22 protein-coding genes and 1 pseudogene are annotated in these 22,404 nt (G+C 67.9%); 16 read left to right on the plus strand and 7 right to left on the minus strand.

Annotated features, from left to right (window positions below):
• The first annotated feature begins 3 nt into the window (after nucleotides 1–3).
• Both lpdA and prmC read left to right on the plus strand, forming a co-directional pair.
• Nucleotides 4–1,389, plus strand: a complete 1,386-nt coding sequence (gene lpdA, locus JNUCC0626_RS40435) for a dihydrolipoyl dehydrogenase (protein ID WP_394615932.1) — start codon at nucleotides 4–6, stop codon at nucleotides 1,387–1,389.
• A gap of 19 nt (nucleotides 1,390–1,408) precedes the next feature.
• Nucleotides 1,409–2,275 carry a peptide chain release factor N(5)-glutamine methyltransferase gene (gene prmC / locus JNUCC0626_RS40440; RefSeq protein WP_394622204.1) on the plus strand — a complete coding sequence of 289 codons (867 nt, stop codon included), beginning with the start codon at nucleotides 1,409–1,411 and terminating at the stop codon, nucleotides 2,273–2,275.
• Between the two features lie 10 nt (nucleotides 2,276–2,285).
• On the opposite strand, the gene JNUCC0626_RS40445 is transcribed toward prmC, so the two are convergent.
• From JNUCC0626_RS40445 to JNUCC0626_RS40470, 6 genes are all read right to left on the minus strand, one after another.
• The gene (locus JNUCC0626_RS40445) at nucleotides 2,286–2,609 is read right to left on the minus strand and encodes a hypothetical protein (protein ID WP_394615933.1); all 324 of its coding nucleotides are present in this window, start codon (nucleotides 2,607–2,609) and stop codon (nucleotides 2,286–2,288) included.
• Entirely contained in the window at nucleotides 2,606–4,318 is a 1,713-nt protein-coding gene (locus tag JNUCC0626_RS40450) for a hypothetical protein (RefSeq protein WP_394615934.1), read from the minus strand. Before JNUCC0626_RS40450 ends, JNUCC0626_RS40445 begins: the two co-directional genes overlap by 4 nt.
• A 370-nt stretch (nucleotides 4,319–4,688) precedes the next feature.
• Nucleotides 4,689–5,438, minus strand: a complete 750-nt coding sequence (locus JNUCC0626_RS40455; RefSeq protein ID WP_394615935.1) for an ESX secretion-associated protein EspG — start codon at nucleotides 5,436–5,438, stop codon at nucleotides 4,689–4,691.
• Entirely contained in the window at nucleotides 5,435–6,679 is a 1,245-nt protein-coding gene (locus JNUCC0626_RS40460; protein WP_394615936.1) for a hypothetical protein, read from the minus strand. Before JNUCC0626_RS40460 ends, JNUCC0626_RS40455 begins: the two co-directional genes overlap by 4 nt.
• A gap of 21 nt (nucleotides 6,680–6,700) precedes the next feature.
• On the minus strand, nucleotides 6,701–7,234 hold the full coding sequence (locus JNUCC0626_RS40465) for a DUF3558 family protein (RefSeq protein ID WP_394615937.1): 534 nt from the start codon (nucleotides 7,232–7,234) through the stop codon (nucleotides 6,701–6,703).
• Complete coding sequence (locus tag JNUCC0626_RS40470) at nucleotides 7,234–7,653, minus strand: type VII secretion target (protein WP_394615938.1); 420 nt, start codon at nucleotides 7,651–7,653, stop codon at nucleotides 7,234–7,236. Before JNUCC0626_RS40470 ends, JNUCC0626_RS40465 begins: the two co-directional genes overlap by 1 nt.
• Before the next feature lie 229 nt (nucleotides 7,654–7,882).
• Here JNUCC0626_RS40470 and JNUCC0626_RS40475 point away from each other — a divergent pair, with 229 nt between their 5' ends.
• On the plus strand, nucleotides 7,883–8,533 hold the full coding sequence (locus JNUCC0626_RS40475) for an L-threonylcarbamoyladenylate synthase (protein ID WP_394615939.1): 651 nt from the start codon (nucleotides 7,883–7,885) through the stop codon (nucleotides 8,531–8,533).
• A gap of 81 nt (nucleotides 8,534–8,614) precedes the next feature.
• Nucleotides 8,615–9,754 (plus strand): glycosyltransferase family 4 protein, encoded by a 1,140-nt coding sequence (locus JNUCC0626_RS40480; protein WP_394615940.1) that lies wholly within the window; start codon nucleotides 8,615–8,617, stop codon nucleotides 9,752–9,754.
• 10 nt (nucleotides 9,755–9,764) lie between these two features.
• Here the strand turns inward: JNUCC0626_RS40480 and JNUCC0626_RS40485 are convergent, their stop codons facing one another.
• Nucleotides 9,765–10,109 carry a hypothetical protein gene (locus JNUCC0626_RS40485; protein ID WP_394615941.1) on the minus strand — a complete coding sequence of 115 codons (345 nt, stop codon included), beginning with the start codon at nucleotides 10,107–10,109 and terminating at the stop codon, nucleotides 9,765–9,767.
• On the opposite strand from JNUCC0626_RS40485, the gene JNUCC0626_RS40490 reads away from it, so the two are divergent.
• The 12 genes and pseudogenes from JNUCC0626_RS40490 to JNUCC0626_RS40545 all read left to right on the plus strand — a co-directional run bounded on the left by JNUCC0626_RS40490 (nucleotide 10,110) and on the right by JNUCC0626_RS40545 (nucleotide 22,288).
• Nucleotides 10,110–10,502 (plus strand): AfsR/SARP family transcriptional regulator, encoded by a 393-nt coding sequence (locus JNUCC0626_RS40490; protein ID WP_394615942.1) that lies wholly within the window; start codon nucleotides 10,110–10,112, stop codon nucleotides 10,500–10,502. It begins immediately after the preceding gene.
• Between the two features lie 49 nt (nucleotides 10,503–10,551).
• A complete protein-coding gene (locus JNUCC0626_RS40495) occupies nucleotides 10,552–10,998 on the plus strand; it encodes a hypothetical protein (RefSeq protein ID WP_394615943.1) in 447 nt (148 codons plus the stop codon).
• A gap of 148 nt (nucleotides 10,999–11,146) precedes the next feature.
• A complete protein-coding gene (gene atpB / locus JNUCC0626_RS40500) occupies nucleotides 11,147–11,923 on the plus strand; it encodes a F0F1 ATP synthase subunit A (protein WP_394615944.1) in 777 nt (258 codons plus the stop codon).
• A 64-nt stretch (nucleotides 11,924–11,987) separates the two neighbouring features.
• On the plus strand, nucleotides 11,988–12,236 hold the full coding sequence (locus tag JNUCC0626_RS40505) for an ATP F0F1 synthase subunit C (RefSeq protein WP_285646519.1): 249 nt from the start codon (nucleotides 11,988–11,990) through the stop codon (nucleotides 12,234–12,236).
• A gap of 32 nt (nucleotides 12,237–12,268) precedes the next feature.
• Complete coding sequence (locus JNUCC0626_RS40510; protein WP_394615945.1) at nucleotides 12,269–12,814, plus strand: F0F1 ATP synthase subunit B; 546 nt, start codon at nucleotides 12,269–12,271, stop codon at nucleotides 12,812–12,814.
• A 3-nt stretch (nucleotides 12,815–12,817) separates the two neighbouring features.
• On the plus strand, nucleotides 12,818–13,651 hold the full coding sequence (locus JNUCC0626_RS40515) for a F0F1 ATP synthase subunit delta (RefSeq protein ID WP_394622205.1): 834 nt from the start codon (nucleotides 12,818–12,820) through the stop codon (nucleotides 13,649–13,651).
• Between the two features lie 46 nt (nucleotides 13,652–13,697).
• Nucleotides 13,698–15,344: a F0F1 ATP synthase subunit alpha gene (gene atpA / locus JNUCC0626_RS40520; protein ID WP_394615946.1), complete on the plus strand. Its 1,647-nt coding sequence runs from the start codon at nucleotides 13,698–13,700 to the stop codon at nucleotides 15,342–15,344.
• Nucleotides 15,345–15,352: 8 nt separating this feature from the next.
• Nucleotides 15,353–16,267: a F0F1 ATP synthase subunit gamma gene (locus JNUCC0626_RS40525; protein ID WP_394615947.1), complete on the plus strand. Its 915-nt coding sequence runs from the start codon at nucleotides 15,353–15,355 to the stop codon at nucleotides 16,265–16,267.
• Nucleotides 16,260–17,696, plus strand: a complete 1,437-nt coding sequence (gene atpD / locus JNUCC0626_RS40530) for a F0F1 ATP synthase subunit beta (protein ID WP_394615948.1) — start codon at nucleotides 16,260–16,262, stop codon at nucleotides 17,694–17,696. Before JNUCC0626_RS40525 ends, atpD begins: the two co-directional genes overlap by 8 nt.
• A 145-nt stretch (nucleotides 17,697–17,841) precedes the next feature.
• Nucleotides 17,842–19,040, plus strand: a pseudogene (locus tag JNUCC0626_RS40535) (MFS transporter).
• A gap of 15 nt (nucleotides 19,041–19,055) precedes the next feature.
• Nucleotides 19,056–20,561: an ABC transporter transmembrane domain-containing protein gene (locus JNUCC0626_RS40540; RefSeq protein ID WP_394615949.1), complete on the plus strand. Its 1,506-nt coding sequence runs from the start codon at nucleotides 19,056–19,058 to the stop codon at nucleotides 20,559–20,561.
• A complete protein-coding gene (locus tag JNUCC0626_RS40545) occupies nucleotides 20,558–22,288 on the plus strand; it encodes an ABC transporter ATP-binding protein (RefSeq protein ID WP_394615950.1) in 1,731 nt (576 codons plus the stop codon). Before JNUCC0626_RS40540 ends, JNUCC0626_RS40545 begins: the two co-directional genes overlap by 4 nt.
• Nucleotides 22,289–22,404 lie beyond the last annotated feature (116 nt).

Below are 22,404 nucleotides of genomic sequence, written 5' to 3' on the forward strand. Positions count from 1 at the left end.
CTTATGAGCGCACACTTTGATGTCGTCGTCGTGGGTGCGGGTCCCGGCGGGTACGTCGCCGCGATCCGTGCGGCTCAGCTCGGGCTGAAGACCGCCATCGTCGAGGAGAAGTACTGGGGCGGCGTCTGCCTGAACGTCGGCTGCATCCCCTCGAAGGCGCTGCTGCGCAACGCCGAGCTGGCGCACATCTTCACGCACGAGCAGAAGACGTTCGGCATCAAGGTCGACGGCAACGTCAGCTTCGACTACAGCGCTGCCTGGCAGCGCAGCCGCAAGGTCGCGGACGGGCGCGTCAAGGGCGTGCACTTCCTGATGAAGAAGAACGGCATCACCGAGTACAACGGGTGGGCCAACTTCACCGACGACCACTCGCTGACGGTCAACGGCGAGGTCATCACCTTCGGCCACGCGATCATCGCCGTGGGCGCCACGACCCGGATGCTGCCGAACACGCAGAAGTCCGACCGCGTCGTGACCTACGAAGAGCAGATCATGACCGAGGACCTGCCCGAGTCGATCATCATCGCCGGCGCGGGCGCCATCGGCGTCGAGTTCGCCTACGTCATGCACAACTACGGCGTGAAGGTCACCATCGTCGAGTTCCTCGACCGCATGGTGCCGCTGGAGGACGAAGAGGTCTCCGCCGAGCTGCTCAAGCGCTACAAGAAGCTGGGCGTGGACGTCCGCATCGGCACGCGCGTCGAGTCGATCGACGAGTCGGGCCCGAAGGTCCGCGTCACCGTCTCGAAGAACGGCGCGGAAGAGGTCCTCGAGGCCGACAAGGTCATGCAGGCCATCGGTTTCGTGCCGCGCGTCGAGGGCTACGGCCTGGAGAACACCGGCGTGAAGCTGACCGACCGCGGTGCCATCGACATCGACGGCCGCGGCCGCACGTCCGTGCCGCACATCTTCGCGATCGGTGACGTCACCGCGAAGCTGATGCTCGCGCACACCGCCGAGTCCATGGGCATCATCGCCTCGGAGACCATCGCGGGCGCCGAGACGATGGAACTCGACTACGTGATGATCCCGCGCGCGACGTTCTGCCAGCCGCAGATCGCCTCCTTCGGCTACACCGAGAAGCAGGCGCGCGAGAAGGGCTACGACGTCCAGGTCTCGAAGTTCCCGTTCACCGCGAACGGCAAGGCGCACGGCCTGGCCGACCCGGGCGGCTTCGTGAAGCTGATCAGCGACAAGACGCACGGCGAGCTGCTCGGCGGCCACATCATCGGCCCCGAGGCGACCGAGTTGCTGCCCGAGCTCACGCTGGCGCAGCAGTGGGACCTGACCGTCCACGAGGTCGCGCGCAACGTCCACGCGCACCCGACGCTGTCCGAGGCCGTCAAGGAAGCTGTGCACGGCCTGGCCGGGCACATGATCAACTTCTGAGATAGTTTTCTCCACGATGATGAACCGGCAACCGCTCCGTCTCGCGATCTCCGAGGCGGCCAAGATCCTCGCCGAAGCGGGTGTGGACAGTCCGCGCGTCGACGCGGAGTACCTGGCCGCGCACGTGCTCGGGGTCGAGCGCGGGCGGTTGCCGCTCATCCCGCTGGTCGATCCGTCGGTGATCGACCAGCTGCACAAGCTCGTGCGGGTGCGCGCCTCGCGCATCCCGTTGCAGCACATCCTCGGCTGGGCGCCGATGGGGATGATCTCCGTCGAGGTCGGGCCGGGGGTGTTCGTGCCGCGGCCGGAGACCGAGCTGCTGATGGAGTGGGGCCTGAAAGCCCTGGTCGGCGTCTCCAACCCGGTCGTCGTGGACCTCTGCGCGGGCACCGGCGCGCTGGCGTTGTCGATCGCCGCCGCTCGCCCGGACGCGGTGGTGCACGCCGTGGAGATCGACCCGCAAGCGCTTGCGTGGACGCGCCGGAACTCCGACGTGCGGGTGGCCGCGGGGGACACGCCGATCCGGCTGCACTTCGGTGACGCCACCGACCCGGCGCTGCTGTCCGATCTGGACGGTCTGGTGGACCTCGTCGTCTGCAACCCGCCCTACGTGCCCGAGGGAACGCCCGTGCAGCCCGAGGTGGGTGAGCACGACCCGCACCACGCGGTGTTCTCCGGGGTGGACGGGCTGGACGTGATCAGGCACGTCGTGTGGGCGGCGGCGCGGTGGCTCAAGCCGGGCGGGTTCGTCGGCATCGAGCACGACGACACGCAGGGGGAGTCCGTGCCGGCGCTGCTGAGCGCGCGCCGGTCGCTCACGGACGTGGCCGATCACCTCGACCTGGCGGGGCGGCCCCGGTTCGCGACCGCCCGCAGGGTTTCCTAGCGCCTGAGGCCTAGAACAGGGCGTCGAAGGCCTTCGACAGGTCCCGCATCTGCTCGCCGAGGCCTCGGTCCGCCAGCTTGTCCATCAGGTGTTCGGTGACTTCCTTGCTGGGCTTGGGTTTGCGGGCTTCCGCGCGCAGGTCGTCCAGGGCCTCGATGGTGGACGTGGGCGCCTGGGCGTCGTTCAGGTCCTCGCGCAACTCGTCGAGCAGCCGCAGCACGGTGCTCACGTCCTTGATGTGTCCGATGTGGACGTCGCCGGTCCTCGCGCGCCCGCTGGTGCCGACGTTGCTCCCGATCACCGGGCCCTGGATCTCGAAGTTCCGTTCGTTCATGTGGTTCCCTTGCTGACGTTCACGCTGCCGGTGCGGGCCTTGCCGGTCGTGCCGATGTTGCTGGAGATCACCGGCCCGGTGATGTGGACGTTGTTGCTCGTCACCTGCATGGCCTGTTCCATGAACTCGGTGACGGAGATGCCTTTGCTCTCCAGGAACTCGCCGAGCGTGCGCAGCAGCCGCGACTCCAGGACCTTGACGTAGCGCTCGACGTCGGTGAGCTGGAAGTAGTTGTCGACCTGGCTCCTGCTCGCGAGCTCGCGCAGGCTGTTGCTGGCGCCGTAGCGTTCCGCGACGAACGTGCCTTCGGCCTGGTGGATCGGGTTCATCCAGCCGACCGCGGACGCGAACCGCTTGGGGATCGACGCAGGGAACTTCAGCAGGTCGACGACCGCGTCGAGGAACGGCCTGAGCGACTGCTCCGGCAGCACGTCGATCTGCCGGTGGTGGGCGTGGATGGGGTGCAGGATGCACGGCGTCCACTCGACGTAGAGCATCTCGTCGTCGAGCCCGAACGTGAGGTAGGCGGAGACGACGACGTCGCGGTCCCACGTCTCGACCTGGAAAGAGCGGAAGTAGCGCATCCACTCCATCGGCCGGGCGATCAGTTCGTCTACAACGGACTTCCCGACGCCGTGCTCGGGGGAGTGGTCCTTGTCCGGCAACACGATCCGGGCTTCGTCGTCGTCGATGTGGTCGATCAGCTCGACCGAGGAGATGACGACGCGGTCGCCGGTTTTGAGGCCCCGCAACCGGTGTCCCGGTGACAGCGACGCCGACCGGCCCGTCTTGACCAGCTCGCCCGTGATGTGTTCGTAGAGCTCGGGAAGGGTGAAGCCGGGTAACGGCACGTCGTTTTCGGAGTCCTTGGCAGGCTTGAGGGGCAGCGCCATGGACCAGGGTTCGAACATCACGCCGGAGCCGACGAACGGCCGGTATCCGTGGTAGACGATCACCTGGGCCTCGTCGGGGTCAGGTTCGCCGTCCTCCTCGGTCGGGTAGAGCGCGAGCGCTTCGGCGTAGCTGGAGTGCCCAAGCGACCGGAAGGTCCACTCGTTTCGCCACTGCTCCCCGCCGGCCTTGCCGGTGCGGAACCCTGCGCGGCGGAAGCTCTTCGTGACCAGCAGCCACGTCACCACCCGGTCCGCGAACAGCACCGCGAACAGCAGCACGATCGCGAAGATCGAGATCACGAGCCCGGCGTCGCTGCTCTCCTCCACGCAGTTCCTCAACCTGGGACTGCAGTAGACGTCTGCGGCGGCGATCTCTTCCATGAGCTTGTACAGCACGAAGAAGAGCGCGATCACGCTGGCGATCGAGCCCAGCACGACCGGCACGCGCGGCGTTCTTGGCCGCTGCGGCCTCTGGAACGCCAGCCGCGCTCCCGTCCCGACCGCCACGATCGAGGCGACCAGCAGCCATCCGCCGAGCAGCATCCCGCTCGCGGCGAACAGCACCACCACCGCCAACACCAGCAACACGCTGTCGCGCACCTTGCGCCGCGTCCGTGCCGCCACCGCCTCCCGCAAGACCGCGCCCGCGTTGACTCCGGGTGAACGCGGAATCGACCGAGTGGACTCGACGAGGTACTCGCGAATGGCGGAGTCCGCGAACTCCTCGTCGCGGTGAGCGGCTCCGCAGAGGAAGCGGGTCGTGTCGTCGCGCAGCTTCGGAGAATCGTTTCCCTTCGTCGTCGCAGCTGTTGACATTGTCCTGTCCACTTTCTGTCATTGAATCGAGCACTCTGTGTTTGTGCTGGTCAGGGACATGGTGAGACAACGAACAACGGGCAAATGCACTGTGCTGCTGGGACGATAGTCGCTTTGGATCCGAATTGCGCGAAGGTCGCCTGAAAGTAAATTGTCAATGCGCCGAAAGAGGGCAACCGGCACGCTTCTCGGACGCGCCCGATGATCGGTTGCCTGTGAGGTGCTGCGCGGGTGGCCAAAACGTGGCCAATAACGCGACGTTTCTTCGACTTGAGGCCGAACGGACGTATGTTCTCCGCGGGGAGGGCACGCGGTCACGCGCTACGAGGAACCGCCGCCTCGCGCGTGACCGCGTGTGGGCCTTCTCGTCTCAGCGCTCGCTGGTCATCGCGAGCACCTGGCCGAGGTGCCGCGCCAGTCCCGTGTTGTCGGCGGGCCCGATCGTGAACCACCCGGCGCGGGCAGGCACGTTGGCGTACCGCCCCGCCTTGGTGTCGATCCACGTGACGGGCGGGAAGTCCCGCTTCGTGCGTCCCTGGCTCAACTGCACGAGGAAGTGCCCGTTGCCGAGCGCGGGCCCGGTCAACATCTGCTTGGCCAGCCGGACGTCGTCGTTCTCGGTGGTCCGGACGGCCTGCCGAAAACCTTCTTGCTGCTGGGGCGCCTCGAACGCCTGAGCCGGCACCGTCACCGGCTTGCCCGGCCCCGGCCGCCCAGGCGGCATCACGTTCGCAATGCTGGTCGCGATCTCGTTGGGCTGCACCAGGTTCAGCGTGACGCCCGCCTCCTCCTGCACCACGAGCACCGCGTACCCACCGCGAGCCACCACACTGGCCCGCACCAGCCGCTCCTGACTCATGTCCGGAATGGCAACGGCGATGACCCGCAACTCGGGCCGCGCCAACAGGTTCAGCGCGTCCTCGAGATCGGGCTCAGGCCGCCCGCGCCGTGCGAGGTTCCGCCGCTCAAGATCCGCGTGCACAGCGACCTTGATGCGCTCCCGCTCCTCCAACGTCTCCCCGTGCTGGTCGACGTCGAACGGATACGGAATCCCGCCCACCTTGATGTTCTCCCACAGCACCTCGAACGCGGGCAGCGAGAGCTGAGCGATCCGCTTCATCCGCCGATCACCGGCGGCGCGACCATGCGATCGTCGTCGAAGAACTCGTCAGTGGGCACGAGGTAGTTGGACTTGTGCTCCTTGTCCTCCTCGCCGGCACCACCCTGCCCGGCCCCGGCGCCACCACCGGCCCCCATGCCGCCGGCAGCACCACGACCACCCGCACCGGCACCAGCACCCGCCGCACCTGCGCCGCCGCCGGGTCCGCCCATGACACCCGCGCTGCCGCCGGGCGTCGCGGGCCCGAAGCTGCCCATGCCACGTCCGGAACCACCGACGCCGGCCATACCGCCTGCGCCCATGCCACGACCCGCGCCACCGGCGCCGCCGCCACCTGGACCGCCGCGTCCCATGCCGGGACCGCCACCGCCGGGCCTGCCGTTCTGACCCGCGCCGGGCGGCCGCATGCCGGGAGGGAACCCTCCGGGCGGGCCGATCGGGGGTCCGACGGGAGGCCTGTTCTGGCCGCCGGGCGGGTTGTTCGGGTTGTTCAGCCCCGGGTCGCTGGTCTTGGGCGCTGCCCACGCGGCGTTGGTCGTGCCGTTGCCGGGAGGCGGCAACGACGGCATGCCGTTGCTGTTGTTGCCGAACTGCTGATTGGCGTTGACGTTGCCCAGGTTGGTGTTCGAGTTGTTGTTGTGGCCGGGCGGCGTCACCACGCCGGGGTCCTGCGTGACCTTCGGCGTGGATTCCATGGTGGGCATGGACATCGCTGCGGCCATCATCGTGTTGTCCCGCGTCTGCATGACCTGGACGGCTTCGGCCTTGGCCGCCTGCTGTTCCTGGTGCTTGGCGACCATCTCGAACGGGGCGCCCACCATGGCCGGCGGGAAGATGACCGCGGGGGTGGCCCACTTCGTGAAGATGTCGCCGGGGCTGAACTTCACCACCGGCGGCATGGTGCTGTGTGCCTGGCCCGCGGCGTTCCGCTGCTCGGCGATGGCCTTGGAGGTGCGCTCGAAGCCCTCGCCGGTGTTGTCGGCGAACGTCCCCACCTTGCCGAGCGCCGTTCTGACACCCTCTGCCGCCTTGCCGGTCCACGCCGACTGCGACCCGTTGACCAGGATGTTGAAGTCGGTGGCCAGGGTCTTGAACTGCTCACCGATCTTGGCCCAGGCGTCGATCACCGGGTCGGCGGCGCCGGCCACGTACTTCTCGGTGACCAGCTTCTGCATCTGCTCGTGCGCCACACCGGGGTAGTTCGCGTTCGGGTGTGGGACGGTGGGTTTGACGGGCGCCATGAGATTCCCCCTCGTGCGGCGTTACGGCAGCTTCGGTGCGATCAGCTCGGCGGCCTTGGAAGACCGTTCACATGCGGCGGCGGTGTCGTCCGAGGTGCCGGTGAGGTTGCCGATCACCACGACCGAGGACGAATCCGAGACCGCGATGGCGAAGGTGCAAATGTTCTTCGCGCCGTCCTGTGCCTCGACCTTCTTAGCGTCGTACTTGCCGACCTTCACGTCGCTGATCTTGTCGCCGGAGAGGTTCAGGTCCGCGAGGCCGGACTTCGTGCGGATGCCCGCGAGGAGTCCGCCGTTGCCGCTGATGTTCCAAGAGCACGTGATCGCGACTCCGAGCTGCTCTGCCTCTCCCGGGTACTTGAGCCCGAGACCGGTCACCTCTGCCTCACTGAGCAGGTCACACGGCTTGACCCCTTCGAGGCCCGATGCGGAACTCGAAGTGCTGGTGGGCGTAGAGCCGCCACTCGTCGGTGCAGGGTCGCCGCTGACCGTGTTCCCGGTGCACCCGGCGGTGAGGGCTGCCAGTCCGATTGTGGCGACGAGGATGCGCTTCATCACTTCCCAAGTTTCTTCATCGAATCGGCGGAGTCCTGGTCGGAGGCCTTGTAGGTGGCCCGGCTCTTCTCGATCTGCGTTTTCAGCTCGTCGATCGCCTTGAGCAAGTCCCGGAGCGTCTGCTGCGCGGCCTCGCCGAAAGTCCTGTTGCTGGCGCTGATCTGCTCGGCATAGCCACCGCCGAGCTTGGTGTCCTGGCTGAGGACCGCCGACCGCTGCATGACACGGTCGAGGGCATCCTTCATTCCGTTCAGCTTCTTGATCATGGCGTCGACCAGGTGCGGGTCGACGGACAGCTGCTGGGTCTCCACGGCGATCGCCACGGCCCTGCCCGCGTCCATGACGGCGGTGAGCCCGCTGCCGAAGATGTCGGTGAAGCTGCTGCCGACTTTCCCGCTCGTCACAACTTCTTCAGACACAGAAGCTCGACCCTCCCCCATTGCGCTCTGTGGTCGACCCATGACCTTACAGTTGTGCGCCCGTTTGGGGGATGCGTTGAACTACTTACAACTCACGGGCTCAAACAGTCCCTGGTCAGGCTGGCCGCAACTGCGCAAAGTGAGAATCGAGGCACAGGTCGGGCACCCCAGGCGCGGTTAGGGCGGGCCTTGCGTCACCCGATCGGGCTGGATGGCTAGGCTCACCGAGGTGAGCACGGTCTACGACTGCAGCGAACCGGGCAACCGCGCGGCGGGACTCGCCGCTGCCGCCGGTGCGGTGCGAAGCGGACGCCTCGTCGTCCTGCCCACCGACACCGTCTACGGGATCGGCTGCGACGCGTTCGACGCGGAAGCCGTCCGGAGTCTTCTCGACGCCAAGGGGCGCGGGCCCGACATGCCCGTGCCGGTGCTGGTCGGGTCCTGGACCACGATCGACGGGCTGGTGCTGAGCGTGCCCCGGCAGGCGCGGGCTCTCATCGAGGCGTTCTGGCCCGGTGGGTTGAGCATCGTGCTGCCGCACGCGCCGAGCCTGGCGTGGGATCTGGGGCAGACGCGCGGCACGGTCATGTTGCGCATGCCGTTGCACCCGGTCGCGCTGGAACTCCTCAGGGACGTCGGTCCGATGGCCGTGTCGAGTGCGAACCGGACCGGGCACGCGCCCGCGTCCAGTGCGCAGGAGGCACGCGACCAGCTCGGCGACGCCGTGCCCGTGTACCTCGACGGTGGACTGAGCGGGGAGAACATCGCCTCGACGATCGTCGACCTCACCGGGCCGGACGCGCTGATCCTGCGCGAGGGCGCGGTGAGCAAGGCCGACGTCGACGAGGTGCTCGGCGTCGAGGTCGAGATCGCGCGGTAGCGGGCGGCTGCCAGAATTGATCATGGTCGCCGCGAGTACCGTGGCGACCACCCCGAACATTCCCGATTGATTGGTAGGCCCGTGGGGCCCGCATCCTCGTTCGTCCTCCCCGTGCGCGAGTACCTGCTCGTCGCGTTGATCGCTGCCGTCGTGACGTTCCTGCTCGTGGGTCTGGTGCGCGCCATGGCGTTCCGGCTCGGGGCAGTGGCCTATCCGCGGCAACGGGACGTGCACGTGCAGCCGATGCCGCGCATGGGTGGTGTCGCCATCTACGGCGGCGTGCTGTGCGGCATGTTCGTGGCGCACCAGTTGCCGGTGCTGCGGGCGGCGTTCGACTTCTCCAACGACCCGTGGGGCGTCATCGTCGCGGGCGGCGTCATCGTGCTCGTGGGCGCGATCGACGACAGGTTCGAGCTCGACTCGCTCACCAAGCTCGCCGGCCAGGTCACCGCTGCGGGCATCCTCGTGCTGTTCGGCCTGCAGTGGATGATCGCGTGGGTGCCGTGGGACGGCGGCGCGACCATCTCGCTCGACCAGAACCAGGGCGCGCTGCTGACCGTGCTGCTCGCGGTCACCATGATCAACGCGATGAACTTCGTCGACGGCCTCGACGGACTCGCCGCCGGCATCGGCCTCATCGCCGCCGCCGCGACGGCCGTGTTCTCGATCGGCCTGCTCGTCGAACGCCAGGGCGCCGTCGAGGCCTACCCGCCCGCCCTGATCGCCGCCGTGCTCGCGGGCGCCTGCCTCGGCTTCCTGCCGCACAACTTCAACCCCGCGCGCATCTTCATGGGCGACTCGGGCTCCATGCTCATCGGCCTCATGCTCGCCGCCGCCACCACCAGCGCGTCCGGCAAGATCAACCAGGCCACCGGCAGCGCGGCCGACCTGCTCGGTCTGCTCTCGCCGCTGATCGTGGTCGCCGCCGTGCTGTTCGTGCCGCTGCTCGACCTGCTGATGGCGATCATCCGCCGCACCAGGCGCGGCGAGAGCCCGTTCTCGCCGGACAAGATGCACCTGCACCACCGGCTGCTGGAGATCGGCCACTCGCAACGCCGTGCCGTGCTGCTCATCTACTTGTGGGCCGGCGTTCTGGCGTTCGGTGCCGTGGCCCTCACGCTGTTCGACCCGATCATCGTGGCCACGTGCTTCGTCATCGGGCTGATCGTGACGTTCGTGGTCTCGGTGATTCCCAGGCTGCGGGACGCCAGGAAGTCCTGACGCATCAACGTCAGATCGGGTTCTCCACGCACGGACGTCCAAGCAATTTGAACGTGCCGTCGTCCTGCAGTGACCACCCCTCGGCGCAGTGCTGCTGGCCGTCGGCGTAGTCGCGGCCGACCGGCACGTTCCAGACGCGACCGGTGTCCCACGCCTTCGTGGGCGACACCGCGCTGTAGTCCAAGCTGCGTTGCCTGTTCGCCGCCCTCCTGCCGCACGCGGGAAGACCGGTGTCGCAGCACGACCTCGTCCACCAGGTCTGGGACGAGCCGCCGGCGCGGGCGAACTCCACGCTCCAGGTCTCCGCGGCTCGGCAGCGCGCCGCGACCCCGACGCCCAGACCGAGTTCGGCCACGTGCGCGAGGCGTTGTCGTTGTGGCGCGGCCCGGCGCTCGCCGACGTGACGTCGGAGGCGATGCGGTTCGAGGCCGACCGGCTGGACGAGGAACGAGTCGTCGCCGTCGAGCGCAGGATCGGGCTCGGCGCGCATCGCGAACTGGTCCCCGAACTGCGCGCGTTGAACCGAAAGCACCCGTTGCGCGAGCGGTTCGCGGAGTTCCTGATGCTCGCGCTGCACCGGGGAGGGCGTTCTGCGGACGCCCTGCAGATCCACCGAGTTGTTCACCGGATGTTCGCCGACGAACTGGGAGTCCGGCCCGGACAGCGGCTGGCGGAGCTCGACGAGCAGATCCTGTGCGGCCGGGAAATTGGTACGCCATCTTGTTTGGGGCCGCTTAACCGTCGTTAATCAGGGGCTGCCCGCAAGGTCTCATATGGCAGTTCCTACACTTCGGGACATGAGCGACGCGGACAAGGCCGTCACGCACGAGCTGGTCGTCCAGCGGCTCGCCGGGGAAATGTTCCGAGCGGCCGCGTGGGCCGCGCTCGGCACGTTTGTCCTCGGCGTGGCCGTGTCAACTGTGATCTGGGGGACCGCTGGTCTCTTCGGGTCATTGATCGGTGGTGCCATCGCCATCGTTTCGAGCCTTGCCACGCTGTTCTTGATGCGCAAGACGGCGGCCATGGATCCGATGTTCGTGATGGTCGCCGCACTCGGCGGATTCATGGGCAAGCTGATGGTCCTGCTACTGGCGGTGATCCTGCTGCGCAACCAGTCGTGGCTCGAACCCAAGGCGCTCGGAATCACCCTGGTGGCGACGGTGCTCGTGACGTCGTTCCTGGAGGCCAGAGCCTCCAAGCGGAGCCGTAGTCAGATGGTGGTCCCCGCCTCCGAAGGCGCCTAGACCTGCTGATATGGTCCGCGTGACCAGGGACACCCGATCGAATGGGTGCCTCTGGTAGTCGCTTGCGAACCGTAAGGTACGTTAAGTCCAGATCGTGACGATTCCCCCGGCGGAGTGAACGCCGGCCGGGAGAACCGGAAGGAACACAGTGACCAAGTTGCTGGCTTCGGGGGGCGAGTTCGTCGCTCCCGGTGTGAAGGACTTCTTCCTCCCGCCGATCTTCGGCTCGGTCACGAAGCCGATGGTCCTGCTGGTGCTGTCGATCGTGATCATCGGCGTGTTCTTCGTCGCCGCGACACGCAACATGAAGCTCATCCCCGGCAAGTTCCAGTTCGCCGCCGAGTCGGTTTACGACTTCGGGCGCAACAACATCGCCAGGGAGCAGATCGGCGCGAAGGACTTCAAGCCCTTCATCCCGCTGATTCTCACGATCTTCACCTTCGTCCTGGTGAACAACCTGTTCGGGCTCATCCCGATCATTCAGTTCCCGACGATGTCGCACATCGGCTTCCCGCTCGCGGTTTCGCTGCTCGTCGTTTACCCGGTGTACCACTTCGTCGGGTTCAAGCGGCACGGCTTCACGGGCTACTTGAAGCACCAGACGATTCCGCCGGGCGCGCCGTGGTTCGTGCTCCCGCTGCTGATCCCGATCGAGTTCTTCCAGAAGTTCATCCTCAACCCGCTCACGCTGGCGATCCGAGTTTTCGCGGCCATGTTCGCGGGTCACCTCCTGCTGCTGGTGTTCACCCTGGCCGGTGAGTTCCTGCTGCTCAATGGCGGGCTGACCGTCATCGTGGCGCCGGTGTCCTTCGCCTTCGCCATCGCGCTGACCTTCCTGGAAGCGCTGATCATGTGCCTCCAGGCCTACATCTTCGCGCTGCTGTCTGCCAGCTACATCGGCATGGCGCTGGCAGAAGAGCACTGAGTAACAGCACAAAGCCTCCGATCCGCGAACTCTCGCGGACCGAGTTGGAAAGGGAACAGCAACAGTGAGCGCTCTCCAGATTGCCCAGGACGCCGGCTCCATCAACCCGGGTCTCGCGGCCATCGGTTACGGTCTCGCGGCCATTGGCCCCGGCATCGGCGTGGGTCTGATCTTCTCCTCGGTCATCAGCGGCACCGCCCGCCAGCCCGAGGCCCGCGGCGTCCTGCTCAGCCTTGCGTGGACCACCTTCGCCATCGTCGAGGTCCTCGCGCTGATCGGCTTCGTCGTGTACTTCATCGCGACCGCGGCCTGACCTAACCCTTCACCGCGTTAGGAGAAACCGTGATGGACACCCTCATCCTGGCAGCGGAAGGTCCGGTCAACCCGGTCCTGCCGCACACCTCGGAGATCATCCTCGGTCTCGTCGCGTTCCTGCTCCTCCTCTTCGTCATCAAGAAGTTCGTGTCACCGCGCTTCGAGGCGTTGTACGAGGAGCGGACGGCCAAGATCGAGGGTGGCATCGAGAAGGCGGAGCAGGCTCAGGCCGAAGCTCAGCGCACTCTTGAGCAGTACAAGGAGCAGCTGGCCGAGGCTCGCGCCGAGGCCGCCCGCATCCGCGACGACGCTCGGGCCGAGGGCCTGCAGATCGTCGAGGAGCTGCGTGAGCAGGCGCAGGCCGAGTCCGCGCGCATCGTCGCGCAGGGCCAGCACCAGCTGGACGCTCAGCGCGCCCAGATCGTCGCGGAACTGCGTGCCGACCTCGGCCGCACCGCCGTCGAACTGGCGAGCAAGGTCGTGGGCGAGTCCCTCGAGGACGACTCCCGCCGCCGCGGCACCGTCGACCGCTTCCTCAACGAGCTGGACGCCGTCGCGGCGCCCGCGAGCAAGTAGAGGCTGCCGATGACGTTGCACGCCGCAAGTCGTGAAGCTCTGGCAGCCGCTGAACTGCGGCTGCTGGAGCTGGCCGACGCCACCACGTCGACGGACGACCTCGCCAAGCTCGGCGAGGAGCTCTTCGCCGTGCTCGGCCTGCTGATCGAGCAGCGGACGCTGCGCGGCGCTCTCGCCGACGCCTCGTCCGAGGCCTCCGGTCGCGAGCAGCTGCTGCGCGGCCTGTTCTCGGGCAAGGTCGGCGAGGAGACCCTGCAGGTCCTGGTCGCCGTCGTGACCGCGCGCTGGTCCAGCCCGCGCGAGCTCGTGGACGGCGTCGAGTCGCTCGCCCGCACCGCGCTGCTGGTGCGCGCGGAGCGTGACGGTCAGCTCGACTCCACCGAGGACGAACTGTTCCGGCTCGGTCGCATCGTTGCCGGCTCGAACGAGCTCGAACTGCTGCTGGCGGACCCCGCTGGTGACAACGCCGGCAAGGTCGCCCTGGTCGACTCCCTGATCCAGGGGAAGGTCAGCCCGGTCACCAAGTCCCTGGTGGACCAGCTGATCAGCAACCCGCGCGGAGTGCGCGTGGCGGACGGGCTCTCCGAGCTCGCCGACCTGGCTGCCAAGCGCCGTCAGCGTTCCGTCGCGCACGTGAAGTCCGCTGTGGAGCTGACGGCAGAGCAGGTCGACCGCTTGACCGCGACGCTGACCACGATCTACTCGCGCCCGATCGCGCTGCACGTGGAGGTCGACCCCTCGCTGGGCGGCGGCCTCTCGATCAAGATCGGCGACGAGATCATCGACGGAAGCATCGCCGGCCGGTTGGCGGCACTGCGCCGCAATCTCGCCAGCTAGCCCCCGAGCCCTTTCCCAAGTACGAAGAAGTGAGAGCAGGAACGACATGGCGGAGCTGACGATCTCGTCGGACGAGATCCGCAGTGCGATCGAGAAGTACGTCGAGAGCTACTCCCCGGAGGTCAGCCGGGAAGAGGTCGGTACCGTCTCCGAGACCTACGACGGCATCGCCATCGTCGAGGGCCTTCCGGGCACGATGACCAACGAGCTTCTCGAGTTCCCCGGCGGCGTCCTCGGCGTCGCGCTGAACCTCGAGGTCCGCAACATCGGTGCGGTCATCCTCGGTGACTTCGACAAGATCGAAGAGGGCCAGGAAGTCCGCCGGACCGGCAAGGTCCTCTCGGTTCCGGTCGGCGACGGCTTCCTCGGCCGCGTCGTCAACCCGCTGGGCCAGCCGATCGACGGCCTCGGTGACATCGTCGCCGACGACAACCGCGCGCTGGAGCTGCAGGCCGCCACCGTGCTGCAGCGCCAGCCGGTGTCCGAGCCGATGCAGACCGGCATCAAGGCCATCGACGCGATGACCCCGATCGGCCGCGGCCAGCGTCAGTTGATCATCGGTGACCGCAAGACCGGCAAGACCGCGGTCTGCATCGACACGATCATCAACCAGAAGAAGGCCTGGGAGTCGGGCGACCCCAAGCAGCAGGTCCGCTGCGTGTACGTCGCCATCGGCCAGAAGGGCTCCACCATCGCGGGCGTCAAGACCGCGCTGGAGGAGGCGGGCGCGCTCGAGTACACGACGATCATCGCCGCCCCGGCTTCCGACTCGGCCGGCTTCAAGTGGCTGGCGCCGTACACCGGCTCCGCCATCGGCCAGCACTGGATGTTCGAGGGCAAGCACGTCCTCATCATCTTCGACGACCTGACCAAGCAGGCCGAGGCGTACCGCGCCATCTCGCTGCTGCTGCGTCGCCCGCCGGGCCGCGAGGCCTACCCCGGCGACGTCTTCTACTTGCACTCGCGTCTCCTCGAGCGTTGCGCGAAGCTGTCGGACGAGCTCGGCGGCGGTTCGATGACGGGTCTCCCGATCATCGAGACCAAGGCGAACGACGTGTCGGCGTACATCCCGACCAACGTCATCTCGATCACCGACGGTCAGTGCTTCCTCGAGTCCGACCTGTTCAACGCCGGTGTCCGCCCGGCCGTCAACGTGGGTATCTCGGTCTCCCGCGTCGGTGGTGCCGCGCAGATCAAGGCGATGAAGTCGGTCGCGGGCTCGCTGCGTCTCGACCTGTCGCAGTTCCGCGAGCTGGAGGCCTTCTCCGCGTTCGCGTCCGACCTCGACGCCGCCTCGCGCGCCCAGCTGGACCGCGGTGCCCGTCTGGTCGAGCTGCTCAAGCAGGGCCAGTACTCGCCGGTCCCCGTCGAGGAGCAGGTCGTCGAGATCTTCGCCGCGACCAAGGGCCACCTGGACGACGTCCCCGTCGCCGACATCCGTCGCTTCGTGGCCGACTTCAAGGACTCGCTGCGCCGCAACCACGCCGACCTGCTGGGCTCGATCGTCGAGACCAAGCAGTTCGGTGACGACGCTCAGAAGCGCGTTGTCGACGCGGTCAAGGAGTTCAAGAAGCAGTTCACCGCTTCCGACGGCTCGACCATCGTCAACGAGGCCCCCGCGAAGGCGCTCGACGCCGACAAGGTCGGCCAGGAGTCGGTGAAGGTCAACAAGCCCGAGCCGACCAAGAAGTGATCTGAGCCATGGGCGCACAGATTCGGGAGCTCCGCCAACGGATCCGAACGGTCAACTCGACCAAGAAGATCACGAAGGCCTACGAGCTCATCGCGACGTCTCGCCTCGCGAAGGCGCAGACCAGGGTCGCGGCCTCCCGGCCGTACGCGGACGAGATCACGAACGTGCTCTCCGCGTTGGCCGAGGCCTCGGCGAACCTCGACCACCCGCTGCTCACCGAGCGCGCGAACCCGAAGCGCGCCGCTGTCCTGGTCGTGACCAGTGACAAGGGCATGTGCGGTGGCTACAACGCCAACGTCCTCAAGGCCGCCGAGCAGCTGCTGCAGCTGCTCCGGTCCGAGGGCAAGGAGCCGGTGCTGTACGTGACCGGCCGCAAGGGCCAGGGCTACTACCAGTTCCGTCGCCGCGAGGTCACCGGTTCGTGGAGCGGGTTCTCGCAGACCCCGCACTACGTCAACGCCGTCGAGGCCGGTGACACGCTGGTGGAGGCGTTCCAGGAGGGCACGGAGAACGGTGCGCAGGGTGTGGACGAGATCCACATCGTGTACACCGAGTTCAAGTCCATGCTGGTCCAGACGCCGACCGCCCGCCGGATCGCTCCGATGGAGGTCGAGTACACCGGTGAGACCCCGAAGGGGCCGCGCGCGGTGTACGACTTCGAGCCCAGCGCCGAGGCACTTCTCGGTGCGATGCTCCCCAAGTACGTGAAGACTCGCCTGTTCTCCGCCATGCTGGAGGCGGCGGCTTCGGAGTCTGCTGCCCGTCGTACGGCCATGAAGGCCGCGACGGACAACGCGACGGAGCTGGTCCGGAACCTCAGCCGGGCGGCGAACTCGGCCCGTCAGGCCCAGATCACCCAGGAGATCAGCGAGATCGTCGGTGGCGCTGCCGCGCTTACCGGTGGCGCAGGAAGTGATGAGTGACATGAGTGCTACTGCCACCACCACCCGCACCGGCCGTGTGGTCCGGGTGATCGGTGCGGTCGTCGACGTGGAGTTCCCGCGCGACGCCGTGCCCGAGCTGTTCAACGCCCTGAACGTGGAGATCACGTTCGAGGCCGTCGCCAAGACGCTGACCCTCGAGGTCGCGCAGCACCTCGGCGACAACCTCGTCCGCACCATCTCGATGCAGCCGACCGACGGCCTGGTCCGCGGCGCTGTCGTCTCCGACACCGGCGCCGCGATCTCGGTGCCCGTCGGCGACATCGTCAAGGGCCACGTCTTCAACGCCCTCGGCGACTGCCTCGACCAGCCCGGCCTCGGCCGCGACGGCGAGCAGTGGGGCATCCACCGCAAGGCGCCGTCGTTCGACCAGCTCGAGGGCAAGACCGAGATCCTGGAAACGGGCGTCAAGGTCATCGACCTCCTCACCCCGTACGTCAAGGGCGGCAAGATCGGCCTGTTCGGCGGCGCGGGTGTCGGCAAGACCGTTCTGATCCAGGAGATGATCACGCGTATCGCGCGTGAGTTCTCCGGCACCTCGGTCTTCGCCGGCGTCGGTGAGCGCACCCGTGAGGGCACCGACCTCCTCCTCGAGATGGAGGAGATGGAGGTCCTCCAGGACACCGCCCTCGTCTTCGGTCAGATGGACGAGCCGCCCGGCACGCGTATGCGCGTCGCGCTGTCCGCTCTCACGATGGCGGAGTACTTCCGCGACGTGCAGAACCAGGACGTGCTGCTCTTCATCGACAACATCTTCCGCTTCACCCAGGCCGGTTCCGAGGTGTCGACCCTGCTGGGCCGCATGCCTTCCGCCGTGGGTTACCAGCCGACGCTGGCCGACGAGATGGGTGAGCTCCAGGAGCGCATCACCTCGACGCGCGGTAAGTCGATCACCTCGCTGCAGGCCATTTACGTGCCCGCGGACGACTACACCGACCCCGCCCCGGCGACCACCTTCGCTCACCTGGACGCGACGACGGAGCTTTCCCGTCCGATCTCCCAGAAGGGCATCTACCCGGCCGTCGACCCGCTGTCGTCGTCGTCTCGAATCCTCGAGCCGTCGATCGTCGGCGAGGAGCACTACCGGGTGGCCCAGGAGGTGAAGCGGATCCTGCAGAAGTACAAGGAGCTGCAGGACATCATCGCCATCCTCGGTATGGACGAGCTCTCCGAGGAGGACAAGGTCCTCGTCGGTCGTGCGCGTCGTCTCGAGCGCTTCCTCGGCCAGAACTTCTTCGTCGCGGAGAAGTTCACCGGTCAGGTCGGCTCGTTCGTGCCGATCAAGGACACCGTCGAGGCGTTCGACCGCGTCTGCAAGGGCGAGTTCGACCACTTCCCGGAGCAGGCGTTCTTCTCCTGCGGCGGGTTGGACGACGTCGAGGCCAACGCCAAGAAGCTGGCCGGTAACTGAGGTTTCCAGCTTTTCGAAGGGCCGTTCCTCCTTTGTGGAGGGACGGCCCTTCGGCGTTCGGCGTGTCGTCCCGCACCTGTCGGTGCTCGACAGCTTTCCGTTGAGTGGAAACCGGGCTCCCCGCTGCCCGGCCTGAAGGCCCACGATGCACGGCATCACCTCGACGAGGAGAGTGCGCGTGAACAAGTGGGTGCTGCCGCTCTGTTGGACCGCGGTTCTGCTGGACGGCTTTGATCTGGTGGTGCTCGGCACGGTGATTCCCGTGCTGTTGCAGGAGAAGCTGCTCACCACCGCCTCCGCCAGTGCCGTGTCCACGGCCGGGCTGGTCGGGATGATGATCGGTGCGCTGGTCATCGGGACCATCACCGACGTCATCGGGCGGCGCAAGGTGATGATCTTTGCGGTGGCCGGGTTCTCGGTGTTCACGCTGGCGTGTGCGTTCGCGCCGGACGCGATGACGTTCGGGGTGCTCAGGTTCCTCGCGGGGCTTGGGCTTGGCGGGTGTCTGCCCACGGCCATCGCGTTGGTCAACGAGGCTCAGCCCCAGCGGGGTGGGCGGGCCACCACGCTGATCATGACCGGGTACCACGTGGGTGCTGTCATCACGGCGTTGCTGGGGATCGTGCTCATTCCGGAGTGGGGGTGGCGCGCGCTGTTCGTGGTGGGGGCTTGCCCGCTCTGGTGCTGATTCCGTTGATGGTCAAGCACTTGCCGGAGACCGTGGTGCGGACGGCGCCCGCGTTGGAGGCTGTCGGGTCGTTGTTCCGGCCCGGGTTGCGGAAGGCCACTGTGGCCTTTTGGGTCGCCTCGTTCATGGGGTTGTTGTTGGTGTACGGGCTGAACACCTGGCTGCCGCAGATCATGCGCAGTGCCGGGTACGAGCTCGGGACGGCGTTGGCGTTGCTGCTGACGCTCAACATCGGTGCTGTGGTTGGACTTCTCATCGCCGGTGCGGTGGCGGACAAGATCGGAGTCCGGCCTGCGGCCGTCGGGTGGTTCGCCGGGGCCGTGGTGTTCTTGGCGCTGTTGAGCGTCAAGTTGCCCGGGGTGGGGGTTTACGTCGCCGTGTTCTTGGCCGGGTGCTTCGTGTTCAGCGCTCAGGTGCTCGTTTACGCCTTTGCCGGGCGGGTCTACGAGGAGAACCGGGCCACCGGCATCGGGTGGGCCGCTGGGGTGGGGCGGTTGGGCGCTATTAGTGGGCCGTTGTTGGGCGGTGCGTTGCTCACGGCTGGACTGGCGCATCCGTGGGGCTTCTACGCGTTTGCGTTCATCGCGGCGTTGGGCGCTACGGCCGTTGGTGCGATTAGCCTGAAGGCGAAATCGGTCGTGGCGGCTGCTGAGTGATGGCAAGGTCGGGGTATGGCCCGACACGTTCCTCACGCCGATCCCGGGAATCCGGATCTGCGCTCGCCCTGGTGGTACCTGTGGTGGCTCGTGCGCGTGCAGCGCGGGCGGGTGCTCGCCGGGGCGTGGTGGGGCTCGTTGTCCATGTGCGGGCTCATGGTGCCGCCGTACTTGATCTCGCGGGCCGTCGAGGACGGGTTGCGGGGTGGCGACCGGGTGGCTCTGGTGTGGTGGTGCGGGGCCTTGGTGCTGGTGGGTGTCGGGCTCGCGTTGGTGTTCATCGCTCGGCACCGGACGATGACGTTGGTGCGGACCGACGCCGCGTTGCGGACGGCGCAGATCGTGGTGCGGCACGTCACCCGGTTGGGCGGGGTGGTGCGGCGGAAGCTGTCCACAGGGGAGCTCACGTACCTGCAGAACGGTGACACGGCGCGGTTGGCGCACGCGTTGACCAGCACCGGGCCCGGGGTGGGGGCGGTGATCGCGTACGCGGCCACCGCGGTGTTGCTGGTGCGGATCTCGCCGTTGGTCGCCGTGGTGGTGTTGCTCGGGGTGCCGGTGCTCGCGCTGGTCACCGGGCCGGTGCTGAAGCGGCTGCACGAGGTGGAGGCCGGGTACCGGGACCGGCAGGGGGAGCTGAGCGCTCGGGCCGGGGACATCGTCGGTGGGCTGCGGGTGTTGTCCGGCATCGGCGGGAAGCCCGCGTTCGAGGCGCGGTTTCGCGGGATGTCGCGCGAGGTGCTGCGGGACGGGTACCGGGTGTCGTCCTGGCTCAGTTGGGTGCAGGCGGTGACGTGGGGGCTGCCCGCGGTGTTCCTCGCCGTGGTCACGTGGATCGTGGCGCGGATGGTGGTGTCCGGGGCGATCACGATCGAGGAGATGCTCGCGGTCTACCTGTACGTCACGACGTTGACGGTGCCCGTGGCGTTCTTCATGGAGGGTGCGGACGCGATTCCTCGTGCGCTGGTGTCGGCGCGGCGGGTGATCGACGTGCTGCGGTTGCAGCCGGACGAGAAGAGCGACGATCCCGGGCCGCTGGACGTGAAGACAGGGGCGTTGACGGTGGTCGTCTCGGCCAACGCGACGGCGGCCAGGGAGGCGGTCGACCGGCTGCCCGGTGTGGTGGCGGACAACGACGACTACCTGTTCCCCGGCACCGTGCGCGAGGCCGTGTCGGTGGGGGAGCACCTCGATCGCGAACTGGACGAGGCGCTGTACGCGGCCGCCGCTGTCGACGTCGTCGAGGCGATGCCGGACGGGCTCGACTCGCACCTGGAATCGCAGGGGCGCAACGTGTCCGGCGGTCAGCGGCAACGGTTGCGGCTCGTGCGGGCGTTGCTGAGCGAGCCCGATCTGCTGGTGCTGGTGGAGCCCACGTCGGCGCTGGACGCCGTCACCGAGGCGGCGGTGGCGAAGCGGGTACGGGAACGGCGGACGGGGCGCACGACGGTCGTGGTGTCGTCGTCGCCGTTGTGGGCGGGGCAGGCGGACCAGGTCGTGCGGCTGGAGGAGAGCCGATGATCACCAGGCTCCCGGTCGCGGACCGGCGTGAGGTGCGGCAGGCGGCGGCGCAGCTGCTGCGGGGCGAACGGCCCGCGCTGGCCGCGGTGCTGCTGATGACGGTGCTCTCGGCCGTGTCGGCGCTGGTCGGTCCCTACCTGCTCGGCAAGATCGTCGGCGGCGTGGAGGCGGGCACGCTGACGCTGTCCACTGTGGACGCGCTCGCGCTCGGCGTGCTCGGTGCCGCGCTGGCGCACCTGTTGTTGGTGCGGTACAGCGCTTTGCTGACGGCGCGGCTCGGCGAGCGGTTCCTCGCGTCGCTGCGGGAAGAGGCGGTGGCGCGGACGCTGGCGTTGCCCGCACGGGTGGTCGACAGGCTGAGCACCGGCGACCTGCTCACCCGCGTGACGAGCGACGTCGGCGTGGTCGGCCAGGCGTTGCGGGACGGCGTGCCCGAGGTGCTCACGGGCGCCGTGCACCTCGTCGTCGTGTTCGCGGCGGTGTTCTGGCTGGATCCCGTGCTGGGCCTGGTGTCGCTGGCCGGCATGCCGTTCGTGCTGTGGGCGACGCGCTGGTACCTCGTCCGTGCGCGCGAGGCCTACCTCGTCGAGAGCGAGGCCAACGGCGACGTCGCCGAGATCTCCGCGGCGGTCGGCGAAGGCAGCCGGACGATCGAGACGTACGGGCTGCGGGACAGGATGGTCGCGGCCGCGGACACCGCCATCGCGCGGGCGTTCCGGGCCCGGATGCGCACGTTGCGGCTGCGGAACGTCCTGTTCCCCGCCACCACCTTCCTGAACGTCGTCCCGGCCGTCCTCGTGCTGCTGGTCGGCGGCTTCTTCTACGCGAACGACGGGGTGCGGCTCGAGGTCGTCGTCACGGCGGTGCTGTGGGTGTGGCGGCTGGTCGAACCGATGGAACGCATCATGTTCTGGATCGAGTTCCTGCAACGCGCGGGCGCCTCGTTCGCGCGGATCGAGGGCATCGGAGCGCACGGCGAATCCTCGCCGGAGGTACCCGACCCGGCCGACGACCGCATCGAGGTGCGCGGCGTCCGCTACTCCTATGTGGACGGCCACGAGGTGCTGCACGGCGTAGATCTCGTGGTGCAGCAAGGAGAACGGCTGGCGATCGTCGGCGTCTCCGGCGCGGGCAAGTCGACGCTCGGCAGGCTGATCGCGGGCGTGGACAGGCCGTCCGAGGGCTCGGTGCTCGTAGGCGGCGTGCCGGTAGCGGACCTCACAGCCGCGGGCGAACAGCGGATCGTCCTGGTGACGCAGGAACACCACGTGTTCATCGGCACGGTCCGCGAGAACCTGGCGATGGCAGCACCGGACGCCCCCGACGAGAACCTGCTGGAGGCGTTGCAACTCGTCGGCGCACGCTGGTTCGACGAGCTACCCGAGGGCCTGGAGACAAGGCTCGGAGCAGGCGGCGTCGAACTGGATCCCGCGCAGGCGCAACAACTCGCGCTGGCCAGGGTCGAGGTCGCCGACCCGCACACGCTGGTGCTGGACGAGGCGACGTCCTCGCTGGACCCGGCGACGGCCAGGCACGCCGAGCGCGCGATCGCGGCCGTGCGGGAGAGACGCACGGTGATCGCGATCGCGCACCGGCTGCAGACCGCGCGTGACGCTGACCGGATAGCGGTCGTCGACGAGGGCCGCGTCGTGGAGCTGGGCTCGCACGACGACCTGGTGGCCAGAGACGGCACCTACGCAACGCTCTGGCGCTCCTGGCACGGCTAAACGGCGGCGCGCTGCCGGTCCTGGGAAGGGCTGGACAGGGGCGCCCTGGTGTTCGCGGCACGGCTGGGCTGGTGTGCTGTGGCGCCCCCGGCACGGCTGCGCTGGTTCGCTCCTGG

The organism is Lentzea sp. JNUCC 0626 (assembly GCF_043632865.1).
GTDB lineage: Bacteria > Actinomycetota > Actinomycetes > Mycobacteriales > Pseudonocardiaceae > Lentzea.

What these genes read in the sequence shown, in the direction of transcription:
- JNUCC0626_RS40545 (WP_394615950.1), top strand. Translation starts at nt 20,558, where the DNA reads ATGATCACCAGGCTCCCGGTCGCGGACCGGCGTGAGGTGCGGCAGGCG.
- JNUCC0626_RS40510 (WP_394615945.1), top strand. Translation starts at nt 12,269, where the DNA reads ATGGACACCCTCATCCTGGCAGCGGAAGGTCCGGTCAACCCGGTCCTG.
- JNUCC0626_RS40455 (WP_394615935.1), bottom strand. Translation starts at nt 5,438, where the DNA reads ATGAAGCGGATCGCTCAGCTCTCGCTGCCCGCGTTCGAGGTGCTGTGG.
- JNUCC0626_RS40495 (WP_394615943.1), top strand. Translation starts at nt 10,552, where the DNA reads ATGAGCGACGCGGACAAGGCCGTCACGCACGAGCTGGTCGTCCAGCGG.
- JNUCC0626_RS40460 (WP_394615936.1), bottom strand. Translation starts at nt 6,679, where the DNA reads ATGGCGCCCGTCAAACCCACCGTCCCACACCCGAACGCGAACTACCCC.
- lpdA (WP_394615932.1), top strand. Translation starts at nt 4, where the DNA reads ATGAGCGCACACTTTGATGTCGTCGTCGTGGGTGCGGGTCCCGGCGGG.
- atpD (WP_394615948.1), top strand. Translation starts at nt 16,260, where the DNA reads ATGAGTGACATGAGTGCTACTGCCACCACCACCCGCACCGGCCGTGTG.
- prmC (WP_394622204.1), top strand. Translation starts at nt 1,409, where the DNA reads ATGAACCGGCAACCGCTCCGTCTCGCGATCTCCGAGGCGGCCAAGATC.
- JNUCC0626_RS40525 (WP_394615947.1), top strand. Translation starts at nt 15,353, where the DNA reads ATGGGCGCACAGATTCGGGAGCTCCGCCAACGGATCCGAACGGTCAAC.
- JNUCC0626_RS40445 (WP_394615933.1), bottom strand. Translation starts at nt 2,609, where the DNA reads ATGAACGAACGGAACTTCGAGATCCAGGGCCCGGTGATCGGGAGCAAC.
- JNUCC0626_RS40465 (WP_394615937.1), bottom strand. Translation starts at nt 7,234, where the DNA reads ATGAAGCGCATCCTCGTCGCCACAATCGGACTGGCAGCCCTCACCGCC.
- JNUCC0626_RS40450 (WP_394615934.1), bottom strand. Translation starts at nt 4,318, where the DNA reads ATGTCAACAGCTGCGACGACGAAGGGAAACGATTCTCCGAAGCTGCGC.
- atpA (WP_394615946.1), top strand. Translation starts at nt 13,698, where the DNA reads ATGGCGGAGCTGACGATCTCGTCGGACGAGATCCGCAGTGCGATCGAG.
- JNUCC0626_RS40540 (WP_394615949.1), top strand. Translation starts at nt 19,056, where the DNA reads ATGGCCCGACACGTTCCTCACGCCGATCCCGGGAATCCGGATCTGCGC.